The sequence below is a fragment of the Dyella thailandensis genome, assembly GCF_050749815.1.
GTDB lineage: Bacteria > Pseudomonadota > Gammaproteobacteria > Xanthomonadales > Rhodanobacteraceae > Dyella_A.
Map to the genome: position 1 here is coordinate 2,163,155 of NZ_CP192735.1, position 13,554 is coordinate 2,176,708.

The 13,554-nt window shown below is 64.5% G+C and carries 23 protein-coding genes; 1 reads left to right on the forward strand and 22 read right to left on the reverse strand.

What is annotated here, in order from left to right:
* The first annotated feature begins 108 nt into the window (after window positions 1–108).
* On the forward strand, window positions 109–1,002 hold the full coding sequence (gene bla / locus ACQVBX_RS10025; RefSeq protein ID WP_431633954.1) for a subclass B3 metallo-beta-lactamase: 894 nt from the start codon (window positions 109–111) through the stop codon (window positions 1,000–1,002).
* 9 nt (window positions 1,003–1,011) lie between these two features.
* Here bla and ACQVBX_RS10030 read toward each other — a convergent pair whose 3' ends face one another.
* From ACQVBX_RS10030 to rpsC, 22 genes are all read right to left on the reverse strand, one after another.
* On the reverse strand, window positions 1,012–2,385 hold the full coding sequence (locus tag ACQVBX_RS10030) for a class II 3-deoxy-7-phosphoheptulonate synthase (RefSeq protein WP_431633956.1): 1,374 nt from the start codon (window positions 2,383–2,385) through the stop codon (window positions 1,012–1,014).
* Between the two features lies 1 nt (window position 2,386).
* Complete coding sequence (locus ACQVBX_RS10035; protein WP_431633957.1) at window positions 2,387–2,884, reverse strand: disulfide bond formation protein B; 498 nt, start codon at window positions 2,882–2,884, stop codon at window positions 2,387–2,389.
* Window positions 2,885–3,036: 152 nt separating this feature from the next.
* Entirely contained in the window at window positions 3,037–3,423 is a 387-nt protein-coding gene (rplQ, locus tag ACQVBX_RS10040) for a 50S ribosomal protein L17 (protein WP_431633958.1), read from the reverse strand.
* 218 nt (window positions 3,424–3,641) lie between these two features.
* Window positions 3,642–4,640, reverse strand: coding sequence for a DNA-directed RNA polymerase subunit alpha (locus ACQVBX_RS10045; RefSeq protein ID WP_431633959.1), 999 nt, complete (start codon window positions 4,638–4,640; stop codon window positions 3,642–3,644).
* A gap of 16 nt (window positions 4,641–4,656) precedes the next feature.
* Window positions 4,657–5,283, reverse strand: a complete 627-nt coding sequence (gene rpsD / locus ACQVBX_RS10050) for a 30S ribosomal protein S4 (RefSeq protein WP_431633960.1) — start codon at window positions 5,281–5,283, stop codon at window positions 4,657–4,659.
* An 11-nt stretch (window positions 5,284–5,294) separates the two neighbouring features.
* A complete protein-coding gene (gene rpsK / locus ACQVBX_RS10055; RefSeq protein ID WP_007513384.1) occupies window positions 5,295–5,681 on the reverse strand; it encodes a 30S ribosomal protein S11 in 387 nt (128 codons plus the stop codon).
* A 12-nt stretch (window positions 5,682–5,693) separates the two neighbouring features.
* Window positions 5,694–6,050 carry a 30S ribosomal protein S13 gene (gene rpsM, locus ACQVBX_RS10060; protein ID WP_423254194.1) on the reverse strand — a complete coding sequence of 119 codons (357 nt, stop codon included), beginning with the start codon at window positions 6,048–6,050 and terminating at the stop codon, window positions 5,694–5,696.
* Window positions 6,051–6,184: 134 nt separating this feature from the next.
* A complete protein-coding gene (secY, locus tag ACQVBX_RS10065) occupies window positions 6,185–7,516 on the reverse strand; it encodes a preprotein translocase subunit SecY (protein ID WP_431633961.1) in 1,332 nt (443 codons plus the stop codon).
* Between the two features lie 4 nt (window positions 7,517–7,520).
* Entirely contained in the window at window positions 7,521–7,958 is a 438-nt protein-coding gene (rplO, locus tag ACQVBX_RS10070; protein ID WP_431638152.1) for a 50S ribosomal protein L15, read from the reverse strand.
* Window positions 7,958–8,155: a 50S ribosomal protein L30 gene (gene rpmD / locus ACQVBX_RS10075; RefSeq protein WP_431633963.1), complete on the reverse strand. Its 198-nt coding sequence runs from the start codon at window positions 8,153–8,155 to the stop codon at window positions 7,958–7,960. Before rpmD ends, rplO begins: the two co-directional genes overlap by 1 nt.
* Complete coding sequence (gene rpsE, locus ACQVBX_RS10080; protein WP_324896974.1) at window positions 8,148–8,657, reverse strand: 30S ribosomal protein S5; 510 nt, start codon at window positions 8,655–8,657, stop codon at window positions 8,148–8,150. Before rpsE ends, rpmD begins: the two co-directional genes overlap by 8 nt.
* 106 nt (window positions 8,658–8,763) lie before the next feature.
* On the reverse strand, window positions 8,764–9,123 hold the full coding sequence (rplR, locus tag ACQVBX_RS10085) for a 50S ribosomal protein L18 (protein WP_431638153.1): 360 nt from the start codon (window positions 9,121–9,123) through the stop codon (window positions 8,764–8,766).
* A 57-nt stretch (window positions 9,124–9,180) separates the two neighbouring features.
* Complete coding sequence (rplF, locus tag ACQVBX_RS10090) at window positions 9,181–9,708, reverse strand: 50S ribosomal protein L6 (RefSeq protein WP_431633964.1); 528 nt, start codon at window positions 9,706–9,708, stop codon at window positions 9,181–9,183.
* 10 nt (window positions 9,709–9,718) lie between these two features.
* Window positions 9,719–10,114 carry a 30S ribosomal protein S8 gene (gene rpsH, locus ACQVBX_RS10095; protein WP_404630800.1) on the reverse strand — a complete coding sequence of 132 codons (396 nt, stop codon included), beginning with the start codon at window positions 10,112–10,114 and terminating at the stop codon, window positions 9,719–9,721.
* Between the two features lie 220 nt (window positions 10,115–10,334).
* Window positions 10,335–10,640 (reverse strand): 30S ribosomal protein S14, encoded by a 306-nt coding sequence (gene rpsN, locus ACQVBX_RS10100; protein ID WP_431633965.1) that lies wholly within the window; start codon window positions 10,638–10,640, stop codon window positions 10,335–10,337.
* A gap of 17 nt (window positions 10,641–10,657) precedes the next feature.
* On the reverse strand, window positions 10,658–11,200 hold the full coding sequence (gene rplE / locus ACQVBX_RS10105) for a 50S ribosomal protein L5 (RefSeq protein ID WP_431638154.1): 543 nt from the start codon (window positions 11,198–11,200) through the stop codon (window positions 10,658–10,660).
* Window positions 11,201–11,208: 8 nt separating this feature from the next.
* Entirely contained in the window at window positions 11,209–11,523 is a 315-nt protein-coding gene (gene rplX / locus ACQVBX_RS10110) for a 50S ribosomal protein L24 (RefSeq protein ID WP_324896979.1), read from the reverse strand.
* 14 nt (window positions 11,524–11,537) lie between these two features.
* Window positions 11,538–11,906: a 50S ribosomal protein L14 gene (rplN, locus tag ACQVBX_RS10115; RefSeq protein WP_007513359.1), complete on the reverse strand. Its 369-nt coding sequence runs from the start codon at window positions 11,904–11,906 to the stop codon at window positions 11,538–11,540.
* A 14-nt stretch (window positions 11,907–11,920) separates the two neighbouring features.
* On the reverse strand, window positions 11,921–12,181 hold the full coding sequence (rpsQ, locus tag ACQVBX_RS10120) for a 30S ribosomal protein S17 (protein ID WP_431633966.1): 261 nt from the start codon (window positions 12,179–12,181) through the stop codon (window positions 11,921–11,923).
* 12 nt (window positions 12,182–12,193) lie between these two features.
* Window positions 12,194–12,379, reverse strand: coding sequence for a 50S ribosomal protein L29 (gene rpmC, locus ACQVBX_RS10125; protein ID WP_063672323.1), 186 nt, complete (start codon window positions 12,377–12,379; stop codon window positions 12,194–12,196).
* The gene (gene rplP, locus ACQVBX_RS10130) at window positions 12,379–12,792 is read right to left on the reverse strand and encodes a 50S ribosomal protein L16 (protein WP_404630793.1); all 414 of its coding nucleotides are present in this window, start codon (window positions 12,790–12,792) and stop codon (window positions 12,379–12,381) included. The genes rpmC and rplP overlap by 1 nt, the downstream gene beginning before the upstream one ends.
* Window positions 12,793–12,803: 11 nt before the next feature.
* On the reverse strand, window positions 12,804–13,553 hold the full coding sequence (rpsC, locus tag ACQVBX_RS10135; RefSeq protein WP_431633967.1) for a 30S ribosomal protein S3: 750 nt from the start codon (window positions 13,551–13,553) through the stop codon (window positions 12,804–12,806).
* Window position 13,554 lies beyond the last annotated feature (1 nt).

Consider the following 13,554-nt stretch of genomic DNA (forward strand, 5'->3'; position numbering starts at 1 on the left):
CGAGCGTCGAGCCCGCCCGGCACCGCCGCCAGGGCGCCCGCGAACCGTCAGCGCGATGCCCGCTGCGCACCGTAGCCTGGCGATTCACCCATCGAAGGAACACATCGCATGCGCCGTTACCGCCGACTCATCCTTGCCACCTGCCTGGCCCTCGCCGGCGGTAGCGCCAGCGCCGCCGCCTCACCGGGCGCGGCCCTGCGTGCCACTTGGAGCCAGCCCCAGGCGCCGGAGCGGATCTACGGCAACACCTGGTACGTGGGCAGCCATGGCCTGAGCGCGATCCTGATCACCTCGCCGCAGGGTCATGTGCTGATCGATGCGACGCTGCCGGAAAACGCTCCGATGATCAAGGCGAACATCCGTCAGCTCGGTTTCCACGTGCGCGACATCAAGCGGATCGTGCTGACGCACGCCCATGGCGACCACGCCGGCGCGATCGCCGCGCTGGCGCGCGATAGCGGCGCGCAGGTGCTGGCCCGTGCGGCACAGGCGCGGGCACTGACCGCCGGCGGCGAGGACATCGACGATCCCCAGCATGGCGACGCCCCGCTGTTCCCGGCGGTGCACCACGTGCGCGTGATCGGCGACAACGAGACGGTGCACCTCGGCTCGCTGGTGATCCAGTCGCACCCCACGCCCGGCCACACGCCCGGCAGCACCAGCTGGACCTGGACCTCGTGCGAGGGCACGCAATGCCGCGCGATGGTCTACGCCGACAGCCTCACGCTGCTGGCGGCCGGCAGCTACCGCTTCACCGATCCGGCCCATCCCGAGCGCCTGGGCGACTTCCGCCGTGCCCTGGCGATGCTCGCCGCCCTGCCCTGCGACATCCTGATGACGCCGCATCCGGAGGCCAGCGACCTGCTCAAACGCCTGGCCGCACGCGACGCCGGAGACCGCGACGCCTTGCGCGATCCCCACGCATGCAAGGCGTACGCACAGCTCGGCGAGGAGTCCATGCGACAGCGCATCCAAGAGGAAAAACGCGCGCCATCGCGGTAAGGCGATCGCTCAGGCCATGCCGCCGGACTTGCGCACGATCAGCATCGCCAGCTCCAGCGACTGCTCGTAGTTGAGCCGCGGATCGACGGTGGATTTGTAGGCGCGATCGAGGTCGAGCTCGACCAGATCGCGCGCGCCGCCGAGGCATTCGGTGACGTCTTCGCCGGTGAGCTCCAGGTGAACGCCGCCCAGCCGCGTGCCGGCCGCGGCGTGGATGTCGAACGCCTGGTCCAGCTCGCCGCGAATGTTGTCGAAGCGCCGCGTCTTGTAGCCGTTGGAGGTGCTTTCGGTATTGCCATGCATGGGGTCGGCGACCCACAGTACGCGGCGCCCCTCGCGCTTCACCGCCTGCAGCAGCGGCGGCAGCTTGTCGGCGATGGCCGCGTTGCCCATGCGGTGGATCAGCGTGAGCCGGCCGGGTTCGTCATCCGGATTGAGCGCATCCATCAACGGCAGCAGCTGTTCGGGCGTCACCGACGGGCCGATCTTCACCGCCACCGGATTGCGGATGCCGCGGAAGTACTCCACATGGGCGCCGTCGAGCGCGGCGGTGCGCATGCCGATCCACGGAAAGTGCGTGGACAGGTTGAACCAGCCGGGGTGGCGCGGCACCTGGCGGGTGAGCGCCTGTTCGTAATGCAGCAGCAGCGCCTCATGTGAGGTAAAGAAATCCACCCGCGAGAACCCGGTAATCGGGCCGGCCAGGGTTTCCATGAAGCGCAGCGAGTCGCCGATCGAGGCGACCATCTGCCGGTACTCCGCTGCCATGGGCGAATGCTCGACCCAGGCCAGATCCCAATACTCCGGATGATGCAGATCGGCGAAGCCGCCATCGATCAGTGCGCGCACGAAGTTCATCGTCAGCGCCGAATGCGCGTGCGCCTGGATCAGCCGCTGCGGATCGGCACGTCGCGCCTCGGGCGTGAACGCCGGCGCGTTGACCACGTCGCCGCGGAAACTGGGCAAGGTGACGCCATCGCGTGTCTCGGTATCGGCCGAACGCGGCTTGGCGTACTGGCCGGCAAACCGGCCCACGCGAAGCACTGGCTTCTTCAGCCCGTGCACCATCACCAGGCTCATCTGCAGCAGCACCTTGAGCCGGTTGGAGATGATCGGGCTGGTGCAGTCGGCAAAGCTCTCGGCGCAATCGCCACCCTGCAAGAGGAAACGCTGGCCATCCTGCGCCTCGGCCAGCGCCTGTTTCAGCGCGAGCACCTCCCACGAGGTGACCAGCGGCGGCAAGGCGGCAAGCTGCGCCGTCGCCGAGGCGAGTTCGCCGGCGTCGTCGTATGTAGGCTGCTGCAGGGCGACCCGCTGCTGCCACGACGACGGCGACCAGTCGCCGGCCGCAGGCGGCGTCATCGCGTGTGGGGGCGTCGACATATCAGGCGCTCCGCCGGCGCGTCGCCACGACCGTCCAGACCGCCAGCAGCACGAACCACAGCAGCGTCCAGGCCGGCATCGGCAGGCCCATCACCGGCTGCACCTTGGCGCACTCGCCCGAACCAGTGAAGACGAGCTTCAGCACCTTCGCAAAGGGAAACGTGTCGAGCATGTAGCTCAGGTCGCCGCCACACAACGGCACCTGATCAGCGGGCAGCGACTGGATCCACAGATGACGCCCGGCCACCGCGATACCGAACAGCGCACCAAGCAATACACCGCCGGTATAGACCCAGCGGCCACGACCTCGCGGCGCGTGGATCGCCGCAAGCAGAAAGAACACCCCCATCACCATGAAGCCGATGCGCTGGAAGATGCACAGGGGGCACGGGATCATCGCCAGCACGTGCTCGGCGTAGAGCGCGTAGCCGAGCAGGCCCGCGCAGATCAGGAAGCCAGCGATGGCGACGGAACGGTAGGACCAGGCAAGTGGATTCATGACATCGTGGTGCAGTGCGGTAGCCGACATTAACCTGTCGCCGAACGCCTGTCAGCCTGGGGCGACATCCGAAACGCGACAAAAGAAAAGCCCCGGCGGGTCAACCAGCCGGGGCTTTGTTGTCTGGACGCTCAAGCATCCCGATCCGAGGCTTACTCGGCGTCGACGGCCTCGACAGCCTGCGGGCGATCGACCAGCTCGACGTACGCCATCGGCGCGTTGTCGCCCGGGCGGAAGCCGCACTTGAGGATGCGCAGGTAGCCGCCGGGACGCTCGCGGTAACGCGGGCCGATCTCGACGAACAGCTTGCCCACAGCCTGCTTGTCGCGCAGACGCGAGAAGGCGAGGCGGCGGTTGGCGACGCCGTCGGTCTTGGCGAGCGTGATCAGCGGCTCGGCCACGCGACGCAGTTCCTTCGCCTTGGGCAGGGTGGTACGGATGAGCTCGTGCTTGATCAGCGACGAAGCCATGTTGCGGAACATCGCTTCGCGATGGCTGCTGGTGCGGTTGAGCTTGCGGCCGCTCTTCATATGACGCATGGCGAAAATCTCTTGTGTTGTTATGAGAGGCCGGCACGATGGCTGGCGTCCCGCGGTTGCCCGCTATGAGTGATGACGGATCAGCTGCTGCGATCGCCGCCAGGCTGGACCTGGGGCATGCGGCCAAGGGCCGCGAACGTTGCCGGAACCGTGTCGGCCGCAGCTGGCCCACACTCGGCAAAATGCCGCGGTCGCATGGCGACCGCGGCACAGATACATCAACCCAGCTGCATGCCGTGCGAAAGGCCCGGCGGCGGCCAGTTCTCAAGCTTCATGCCGAGCGCCAGACCGCGGCCACCCAACACGTCCTTGATCTCGGTCAGCGACTTCTTGCCGAGGTTCGGGGTCTTCAGGAGCTCCACCTCGGTCTTCTGCACCAGATCGCCGATGTAGTAGATGCTCTCGGCCTTCAGGCAGTTCGCCGAACGCACAGTGAGCTCCAGATCGTCGATCGGACGCAGCAGCAGCGGATCGAAACCGCTCTTCTCAGCCGTATCGGTGGCGCTCTCGCGACGCGAGAAGTCACCGAACACGGACAGCTGGTCGTTGAGGATCTCGGCAGCCTTGCGAACCGCGTCTTCCGCACCGATGGTGCCGTTGGTCTCGATGTCGAGCACGAGCTTGTCGAGGTTGGTGCGCTGCTCGACGCGAGCGGCGTCCACTTCGTAGGCCACGCGCAGTACCGGCGCGAACGACGCGTCCAGCTGCAGGCGGCCGATCGGACGGGTCTCTTCATCCGGATGCTGGCGCGTGCTGGCCGGCTGGTAGCCGACGCCACGACGCACCTTCAGACGCATGTTGAGCGCGATGTCCTTGGTGAGATGGCAGATCACGTGCTCGGGATTGATGATCTCGACCGTGTGGTCCACCGTGATGTCGCCCGCCGTGACCACGCCCTTGCCCTTCTTGGACAAGGTCAGCGTGACCTCGTCGCCCGAGTGCTGGCGGATCGCGACGTCCTTGAGGTTCAGCAGGACTTCGATCACGTCCTCCTGCAGACCCTCAAGCGTGGTGTACTCGTGGAGCACGCCATCGATCTCGACCTCGACAATGGCACTGCCGGGGATCGAGGAGAGCAGCACGCGGCGCAGCGCGTTGCCCAGGGTGTGGCCAAAGCCACGCTCGAGCGGCTCGACCACCACCTTGGCGCGGTTGGCTGCGAGCTGTTCGACGCTGAGGCCGCGAGGCCGCAGCACGCTAGTTGACGAAACTGCCATGCAGAGCTCCGGTTGATTACTTCGAGTAAAGCTCGACGATCAGCGCTTCGTTGATGTCGGACGGCAGATCACCGCGATCCGGCACCGACTTGAACGTGCCGGCGAACTTCTTGGCATCCACTTCCACCCACTGCGGGCGAAGGTCCATGGTGTCGAACACGGTCGCCGCTTCCTGCACGCGCAGCTGGTTGCGCGCACGCTCGGTCAGGGCGATCACGTCACCGGGACGGACCTGGTAGGAAGGAATGTTCACTTTCTTGTCGTTCACCAGGATTGCCTTGTGGGCAACCAGCTGGCGGGCCTGGGCGCGGGTCACCGCAAAGCCCATGCGATAGACGACGTTGTCCAGACGGCTCTCGAGCAGGCGCAGCAGGTTCTCACCGGTGTTGCCCTTGAGGGTCGACGCCTTGGTGTAGTAGTTGCTGAACTGACGCTCGAGCACGCCGTAGATGCGCTTGACCTTCTGCTTCTCGCGCAGCTGGACGGCATAATCGGACATGCGCATGCGCTTGTTGGCGCCATGCTGACCGGGCTTGTTTTCCAGCTTGCACTTGGAGTCCAGCGCGCGGGCCGGGCTCTTCAGGCTGAGGTCCGAACCCTCACGACGGGCGAGCTTGCAGGTAGCTCCACGATAACGGGCCATGGGTATGCTCCTTAGACTCGACGCTTCTTGGGGGGACGGCAGCCGTTGTGCGGAATCGGCGTGACGTCGATGATGTTCAGCACCTTGTAGCCGAGCGCGTTCAGCGAACGCACCGCCGACTCACGGCCCGGGCCCGGGCCCTTGATGCGCACTTCGACGGTCTTCACGCCGTAGTCGCCAGCGGCACGACCGGCCTTTTCGGCGGCGACCTGGGCGGCAAACGGGGTCGACTTGCGCGAACCGCGGAAACCGGCGCCGCCAGCGGTCGCCCACGACAACGCGTTGCCCTGGCGATCGGTGATGGTGACGATGGTGTTGTTGAAGGAGGCCTGCACGTGAGCCACGGCATCCGTGACAACGCGCTTGATCTTCTTCTTGGTCTTGACAGGCTTGGCCATAATTCGAATCCGTTACTTCTTGATCGCGCGACGCGGACCCTTGCGGGTGCGGGCGTTGGTACGCGTGCGCTGACCGCGCACCGGCAGGCCACGACGGTGGCGAAGACCGCGGTAGCAACCCAGATCCATCAGACGCTTGATGGCGATACCCACCTCGCGACGCAGATCGCCTTCGACAACGTACTTGGCGATTTCGTGGCGGAGCTTCTCCACCTCACCCTCGCTGAGGGACTTGATCGGCGTGGTCGGAACCACTCCGGCGTCCGCGCAGACCTTCTTGGACCGGCTGCGGCCGATGCCGTAGATGCTCTGCAGGCCGACCCAGACGTGTTTCTGGACCGGCAAATTGACACCCGCGATGCGCGCCATGATGTTCTTTCTCCGATGCGTTTCGTGCGCGGTAAACGCGCAATTTTAACCTGAATTAACTTCACTGGAAAGCCCTGCGGCACCCGCCGCCCGCTTCCCCACGATCCAGCCCAGCTCCTACGCCCCAGCAGCCATCAGTTGCGGCGGAGATTGGCCTTCTTGAGCAAACCTTCGTATTGGTGGCTGACCAGATGGGCCTGCACCTGCGAGGTGAAGTCCATCACCACCACCACCACGATCAGCAGCGAGGTACCGCCGAAGTAGAAGGGCACGTTCCAAGACTTCTGCATGAACGTCGGCACCAGACACACCAGCACCAGGTAAAGAGCGCCCACGCCGGTCAGGCGGGTCATCACCGAATCGATATAGCTGGCGGTCGCCTTGCCCGGGCGGATGCCCGGAATCAGCGCGCCGGAGCGCTTGAGGTTGTCCGCCGTCTCCTGCGAATTGAAGACGATCGCGGTGTAGAAGAACGCGAACGTAATCACCAGCACGGCAAAGATCACATCGTGCAGCGGCTCACCCTGGGTCAGCGCCTGGGTCAACGACTGCAGCCAACGCGACTGGTGCCCCGTACCGAACCAGCTCAGCGCGGTTGCCGGGAACAGCAGCAGACTGCTGGCGAAGATCGGCGGGATCACGCCCGACATGTTGATCTTCAGCGGCAGGTGCGAGCTCTGGTTCATGTAGGCCTGCTGGCCGCCGGACTTGCGCGCGTAGTTCACGGTGATGCGCCGCTGGGCGCGCTCCATGAACACCACAAACGCCGTCGTCGCCAGCACCACCGCCACGATCAGGATCAGCTTCAGACCGCTGCCCAGCTCGCCGTTAGCCTGCATGGTGAGGGTATGCGCCACCGCACCGGGAAGCCCGGCCACGATACCGGCGAAGATCAGCAGCGAGATGCCGTTGCCGATGCCACGCTCGGTGATCTGCTCACCCAGCCACATCAGGAACATCGTGCCGGCCGTGAGACCCACCACCGACGCGATCACGAAACCCATGCCCGGCATGTAGACCACCGGCACGCCGCCAGCCGCCACCTGCTTTTGCAGCGCCACTGCGATACCGAACGCCTGGAACGCCGCCAGTCCCACGGTGCCGAAGCGTGTGTACATGGTCATCTTGCGTCGACCGGCCTCGCCCTCCTTGCGCAGGTTCTGCAGGCTCGGGATCACCGAGCCCATCATCTGCACCACGATGGAGGCCGAGATGTACGGCACCACGCCGAGTGCAAACACCGACATGCGCGAGAGCGATCCGCCGGAAAACATGTTGAACATGTTCAACAGACCACCGCCCTGCTGCTCGATGAGCCGCGTCATCGCCTCCGGATTCACCCCCGGCACGGGGATGAACGAACCGAGGCGGAAGACGATCAGCGCACCAATCACGAAGAAGATGCGCTGACGCAGTTCCGTCAGCTTGCCGAGCGATCCGAGCTGGCTGCCCTTGGCTGCGGCCACTGGATTACTCCACGCTGCCGCCGGCCGCCTCGATGGCCGCCTTGGCGCCGGCCGTGGCGAGGACGCCGGAGAGCTTCACAGCGCGACCGATCTCGCCCTTGGCCACGACCTTGACCTTCTTCGCGCGACTGTCGATCAGGCCAGCCTGATGCAGCGCCACGACGTCGATCACGTCCGCCTTGAGGGTGGCCAGCTGATACAGGAACACTTCCTGGCTCTCCGCCTTCTTCAGCGAGCGGAAGCCCACCTTCGGCAGGCGACGCTGCAGCGGCATCTGACCGCCTTCGAAGCCGTACTTGTGGGTGCCGCCCGCGCGAGCGTGCTGACCCTTGTGACCGCGACCGGCGGTCTTGCCCAGACCCGAACCGATACCGCGGCCGACGCGCAGGCGCGTCTTGCGGGAACCGGCGGCCGGCTTGATGTCGTTAAGACGCATGATGATTACTCCTCGACCCGGACCAGGTAATAGACCGTGTTGATCAGGCCACGCACCTGCGGGCTGTCCTTCAGCTCACGGACGTCGTTGAGCTTGCCCAGGCCCAGGGCCTTGACGCTCAGACGATGACGGCTCTGCACGCCACGCAGACCCTTGACCAGGCGCACGCGCACGGTCTTGTCGGCGGTCTCTTTCTTAGCCATTGCCCAACACCTCATCCAGGGTCTTGCCACGCTTCGCGGCGATCTTCTTGGGCGAGGCGACAGCCTGCAGACCCTTGATGGTGGCGCGCACGAGGTTGATCGGGTTACGCGAACCCACCGCCTTGGCCAGCACGTTCTTCACGCCGACCACTTCCAGCACGGCGCGCATCGCACCGCCGGCGATCACGCCGGTACCTTCCGAAGCGGGCTGCATGTAGACGCGTGCCGCGCCGTGATTGGCCTTGATGGCGTACCACAGCGTGCCGTTGTTGAGCTCGATGTTCACCATCTGGCGGCGCGCACGCTCCATGGCCTTGGAAATGGCCACCGGCACCTCGCGCGCCTTGCCATAACCAAAACCGACGCGGCCTTCGCCGTCGCCGACCACGGTCAATGCGGTGAAGCTCATCTGGCGGCCACCCTTGACGGTCTTGGCCACGCGGTTGACGGCAATCAGCTTCTCGAGCAGGCCGTCTGAATTTTCGCGATCGTTAGAAGACATGTTCTTTTCCATGTGCCCGACCATGCGGGACTTTTGCTTGCGGCTGGGCCGCTTGGAGTTGTAGGTACTTCAAGCGGCTGCCACGCCAGGCGCGGCAGCCGTTACATCAGAACTTCAGGCCAGCTTCGCGCGCCGCATCGGCCAAGGCCTTGATGCGACCGTGATAACGGAAGCCGGAGCGGTCGAAGGCGACCGCATCGATGCCGGCCGCCAGGGCGCGCTCGGCAATAACCTTGCCCACCGCCGCAGCGGCGGTGAGGTTCTTGGTGCCCTTCAAGCCCTCGGCAACCGCCTTCTGCACGGTGGACGCGGCAGCGACCACCTTGGTGCCCGAAGCGTCGAACACCTGTGCGTACAGGTGCTGGCCCGTGCGATGCACCGACAGGCGCGGTACGGCGAGCTTGCGGATGTGCGAGCGGGTCGACTTGGCGCGGCGCAGGCGGGATTCGTTCTTGTTCATCGTCATGTTCTCCAGAAAGCGGATCGACTTCAGCAGGCACCCGGCATTCACCGGGACGCCGCCTTAAGCCTTCTTGGCTTCCTTCAGCGTGATCTTCTCACCGGCGTAGCGCACACCCTTGCCCTTGTAGGGCTCCGGCGGACGGAAGCCGCGAATCTTGGCAGCCACCTGACCCACGCTCTGCTTGTCCGAGCCCTTGATCAGGATCTCGGTCTGCGTCGGAGTTTCGATGGTCACGCCTTCCGGCGCGTTGAACACCACCGGATGGGAGAAACCCAGGCTCAGGTTCAGCGCCTTGCCGGCCATCGATGCGCGGTAACCCACGCCGACCAGCTCCAGCTTGCGCTCGTAACCCTCGGACACGCCCTTGATCATGTTCGCCAGCAGCGCGCGAGCGGTGCCACCGAACTTGTCGTCAGCGCCCTCGGCCAGCTCGATCGTGGCGACGCCGTCGTTGACGGCAACGTTCACGCCCGGCAGGGCATGCACGGACAGCGAGCCCTTCGGCCCCTTCACCGAGACACCCTCGGCGGCAACCTTCAGCTCCACGCCCTTGGGCAGGCTGATCGGCTTCTTAGCAACACGGGACATCGTCGACTCCTTATGCCACTTGGCCGATGACTTCGCCGCCCAGGCCCTTGGCACGGGCCTGCGCGTCGGTCAGCAGACCGGCCGAAGTCGAAATGATCGAGATACCGAGGCCACCGAGCACTTTCGGCAACTCGTCCTTGCCGCGATAGACGCGCAGGCCGGAGCGGCTGACTCGGGAAATGGTCTCGATGGCCGGGCGGCCTTCGAAATACTTGAGCTTGATCTCGAGCACCGGCTTGCCTTCCTGGTCGGAAGTCTTGGCGTCGAGGATGTAGCCCTCGTTCTTGAGAAGGTTGGCGATCGCCACCTTCAGCTTCGACGACGGCATGCTTACGGCCTGCTTGCCCGACAGCTGGGCATTGCGCACACGCGTAAACAGATCGGCGATGGGATCAGTCATGCTCATGAAAACATCCTTCAGAGTGCACCGATATCCGATAAAACCGGAAATCAATTCTAGATTGTGAGCTGCAGCGAGGCAGCCTGCGTTGCGCAGACCGACGAGTGTAGCAGCCTTTTCCGGCTTTGGCGAATATCGAGGCGCCGTAGCGTCAACAGGCGGGGTGCCCCGCCTGCTGGATGGGCTGCAGCGGGAAACTAGCCCACTGCAGTCATCCGATCAGGTATTACCAGCTGGCCTTGCGCAGACCCGGCACGTCACCGCGCATGGTCGCTTCACGCAGCTTGTTGCGGCCGAGGCCGAACTTCTTGTACACGGCGCGCGGACGACCGGACAGCGCGCAGCGCGTGCGCTGACGAACCGGGCTCGCGTCACGCGGCAGCTTTTGCAACTTGGTCTGGGCGTCCATCTTCTCGTCATACGAGGCGTTGGGGCTCAGCACGACCGCCTTCAGTTCGGCGCGCTTGGCGGCGTACTTCTGGACGAGCTTGGTCCGCTTCAGATCGCGGTTGACCATCGAGGTCTTTGCCATGGGTTATCTCTCGCGTATCAGTTGCGGAACGGGAAGCTGAAAGCTTCCAGCAGCGCCTTGGCTTCGGCGTCGGTCTTGGCGGTGGTGGTGATGGAGATGTCCATGCCACGCATCGCGTCGATCTGGTCGAAGTCGATTTCGGGGAAGATGATCTGTTCCTTCACGCCGAAGTTGTAGTTGCCACGGCCATCGAAGGCGCGACCCGACACGCCGCGGAAGTCGCGGACGCGGGGCAGCGAGATGTTGATCAGGCGGTCGAGGAACTCCCACATCTGGGCGCGGCGCAGGGTCACCTTGCAGCCGATCGGCCAACCGTCGCGGATCTTGAACGAGGCCACGGAAACGCGCGCCTTGGTCGTGATCGGCTTCTGACCGGCAATCTTGGCCATGTCGGCCACGGCGTTCTCGAGCACTTTCTTGTTGCCCGCCGCTTCACCCACACCCATGTTCAGCGTGATCTTGGTGATGCGGGGAACCTGCATCACGTTCTCGTAGCCGAACTTCTCGGTGAGCTTGGTGATTACCTGCTCTTTATAAAATTTTTCAAGGCGCGTCATGATCGTGTTCCTTACGCGTCCACGACCTCGCCACTCGAACGGAACACGCGGACCTTGCGCCCATCTTCGAGCGTCTTGGTGCCAACGCGTTCACCCTTGTTCGTGGCGGGGTTGAACAGCTGCACATTGGAGAGATGGATCGAGGCCTCACGCTCGACGATACCGCCGGGCTGGTTGGCCTGCGGGTTCGCCTTGGTGTGGCGCTTGACCAGATTCACGTTGGCGACGAAGACGCGATCGCCATCGACGCGCAGCACATCGCCGCGCTGGCCTTTGTTCTTGCCGGTGATCACGAGGACCTGATCACCCTTGCGGATACGGTTCATGGTTATTACTCCGCTCAGAGCACTTCGGGCGCGAGCGAGACGATCTTCATGAACTTCTCGCTGCGCAGCTCGCGGGTAACCGGCCCGAAGATACGGGTGCCGATCGGCTCGAGCTTGTTGTTGAGGAGGACAGCCGCGTTGCCGTCGAAACGGATCAGCGAGCCATCGGGACGACGCACACCCTTGGCGGTGCGAACGACCACGGCGTTGTACACCTCGCCCTTCTTCACCTTGCCGCGCGGGATGGCATCCTTCACGGTGACCTTGATCACGTCACCGATAGCTGCGTAGCGGCGCTTGGAGCCGCCCAGCACCTTGATACACATCAGCTCCTTGGCGCCGCTGTTGTCCGCTGCGGAAAGCGTGCTTTGCATCTGGATCATGTCTGCACCCTCCCTTAGACGTTGGCGCGCGTGAGGATTTCAACCACGCGGTGATGTTTGGTCTTCGACAGCGGGCGGCATTCCGCGATGCGCACCACGTCGCCCTCGTTCGCGCCCAGGTCGTCCTGGGCGTGGAGCTTGGTGGAGCGGCGGATGATCTTGCCGAGCAGGCCGTGCTGCACCTGACGCTCGACCAGCACCGTGACCGTCTTGTCCATCTTGTTGCTGACTACGCGGCCCTGCAGGGTGCGTGCCTGTTTCTGATTGTCGCTCATGTCCGCCGTCCCTTACTTCTTGCCGCCGAGCACGAACTTCGTGCGGGCGATGTCGCGCCGAACGCGGCGCAGCTGGTGCGGCTGGCTGAGCTGGCCGGTGCCCTTCTGCATGCGCAGATTGAACTGCTCCTTGCGAAGGTCCAGCAGATGCTGGTTCAGCTCTTCGACCGACTTGTTGTTGATATCTTTGATAGCCATCACATCACCGCCCGGCTGACAAACTGGGTCTGCACCGAGAGCTTGGCGGCGGCCAGGCGGAACGCCTCGCGTGCCGTCGGCTCGTCGACACCCTCGATTTCATAGAGCATGCGGCCGGGCTGGATCGGCGCGACCCACAGCTCGACGCCGCCCTTACCCGCGCCCATGCGGACTTCGATCGGCTTCTTGGTGATCGGCTTGTCCGGGAACACGCGGATCCAGAGCTTGCCGCCGCGCTTCACGAAACGCGTGATGCAACGACGAGCCGCCTCGATCTGACGGGCAGTGAGGGCGCCGTGAGTGGTCGCCTTCAGGCCGTACTCGCCGAAGCTGACGAGGTTGGAGCTGAAAGCCAGGCCGTCATTGCGGCCCTTGAACTGCTTGCGGAATTTGGTTCGCTTGGGTTGCAACATGGCAACTCTCCTTACTTCGCCGACCGCTCGCGACGGCCGTCACCGGCTTCGCGACGTGGCTCACGACGACCCTCGCCACCTTCGCGGCGCGGCTGCGACTGCTCTTCCTTCGACTCCTGGCCAATCTGCGCCATGTCGAAGATTTCGCCCTTGTAGATCCACACCTTGATGCCGATGATGCCGTAGGTGGTCTTTGCCTCGGCGGTGCCGTAGTCGATGTCCGCACGCAGCGTGTGCAGCGGCACGCGACCCTCACGGCTCCACTCGGAGCGGGCGATCTCGGCACCGTTCAGACGGCCCGAAACGTTGATCTTCACACCCAGGGCACCGAGGCGCATCGCGTTGCCCACCGCACGCTTCATGGCGCGGCGGAACATGATGCGACGCTCGAGCTGCTGCGCGATCGACTCGGCCACCAGCTGCGCGTCGAGCTCCGGCTTGCGAACCTCGTTCACGTTGATGTGCGTCGGGACGCCCATCATCTGGCTGACTTCCTTGCGCAGCTTCTCGATGTCCTCGCCCTTCTTGCCGATCACCACGCCCGGACGGGCGCTGTGGATCGTCACGCGGGCGGTCTTGGCCGGGCGCTCGATCTGGATCTTCGAGATGCCGGCCTGCGCCAGCTTCTTGCGAAGCATGTCGCGGACCTTGAGGTCGGCGACCAGATAGTTGGCGTAGTCAGCCTTGTTTGCGTACCACTTCGAGTTCCAGTCCTTGGCAATGCCGAGGCGGATACCGGTGGGATGAACTTTATGACCCATC

What these genes read in the sequence shown, in the direction of transcription:
- rpmC (WP_063672323.1), bottom strand. Translation starts at nt 12,379, where the DNA reads ATGGCTATCAAAGATATCAACAACAAGTCGGTCGAAGAGCTGAACCAG.
- rpsK (WP_007513384.1), bottom strand. Translation starts at nt 5,681, where the DNA reads ATGGCCAAGCCTGTCAAGACCAAGAAGAAGATCAAGCGCGTTGTCACG.
- rpsC (WP_431633967.1), bottom strand. Translation starts at nt 13,553, where the DNA reads ATGGGTCATAAAGTTCATCCCACCGGTATCCGCCTCGGCATTGCCAAG.
- rpsQ (WP_431633966.1), bottom strand. Translation starts at nt 12,181, where the DNA reads ATGAGCGACAATCAGAAACAGGCACGCACCCTGCAGGGCCGCGTAGTC.
- rpmD (WP_431633963.1), bottom strand. Translation starts at nt 8,155, where the DNA reads ATGGCTAAGAAAGAGACCGCCGACAAGACCGTGCGCGTGCGCCTGGTC.
- rplN (WP_007513359.1), bottom strand. Translation starts at nt 11,906, where the DNA reads ATGATCCAGATGCAAAGCACGCTTTCCGCAGCGGACAACAGCGGCGCC.
- ACQVBX_RS10035 (WP_431633957.1), bottom strand. Translation starts at nt 2,884, where the DNA reads ATGAATCCACTTGCCTGGTCCTACCGTTCCGTCGCCATCGCTGGCTTC.
- rplF (WP_431633964.1), bottom strand. Translation starts at nt 9,708, where the DNA reads ATGTCCCGTGTTGCTAAGAAGCCGATCAGCCTGCCCAAGGGCGTGGAG.
- rpsE (WP_324896974.1), bottom strand. Translation starts at nt 8,657, where the DNA reads ATGTCTTCTAACGATCGCGAAAATTCAGACGGCCTGCTCGAGAAGCTG.
- rplX (WP_324896979.1), bottom strand. Translation starts at nt 11,523, where the DNA reads ATGAACCGTATCCGCAAGGGTGATCAGGTCCTCGTGATCACCGGCAAG.
- ACQVBX_RS10030 (WP_431633956.1), bottom strand. Translation starts at nt 2,385, where the DNA reads ATGTCGACGCCCCCACACGCGATGACGCCGCCTGCGGCCGGCGACTGG.
- rpsD (WP_431633960.1), bottom strand. Translation starts at nt 5,283, where the DNA reads ATGGCCCGTTATCGTGGAGCTACCTGCAAGCTCGCCCGTCGTGAGGGT.
- rpsM (WP_423254194.1), bottom strand. Translation starts at nt 6,050, where the DNA reads ATGGCGCGCATCGCGGGTGTCAATTTGCCGGTCCAGAAACACGTCTGG.
- rpsH (WP_404630800.1), bottom strand. Translation starts at nt 10,114, where the DNA reads ATGAGCATGACTGATCCCATCGCCGATCTGTTTACGCGTGTGCGCAAT.
- rplR (WP_431638153.1), bottom strand. Translation starts at nt 9,123, where the DNA reads ATGACGATGAACAAGAACGAATCCCGCCTGCGCCGCGCCAAGTCGACC.
- rpsN (WP_431633965.1), bottom strand. Translation starts at nt 10,640, where the DNA reads ATGGCAAAGACCTCGATGGTCAACCGCGATCTGAAGCGGACCAAGCTC.
- rplP (WP_404630793.1), bottom strand. Translation starts at nt 12,792, where the DNA reads ATGTTGCAACCCAAGCGAACCAAATTCCGCAAGCAGTTCAAGGGCCGC.
- rplQ (WP_431633958.1), bottom strand. Translation starts at nt 3,423, where the DNA reads ATGCGTCATATGAAGAGCGGCCGCAAGCTCAACCGCACCAGCAGCCAT.
- ACQVBX_RS10045 (WP_431633959.1), bottom strand. Translation starts at nt 4,640, where the DNA reads ATGGCAGTTTCGTCAACTAGCGTGCTGCGGCCTCGCGGCCTCAGCGTC.
- bla (WP_431633954.1), top strand. Translation starts at nt 109, where the DNA reads ATGCGCCGTTACCGCCGACTCATCCTTGCCACCTGCCTGGCCCTCGCC.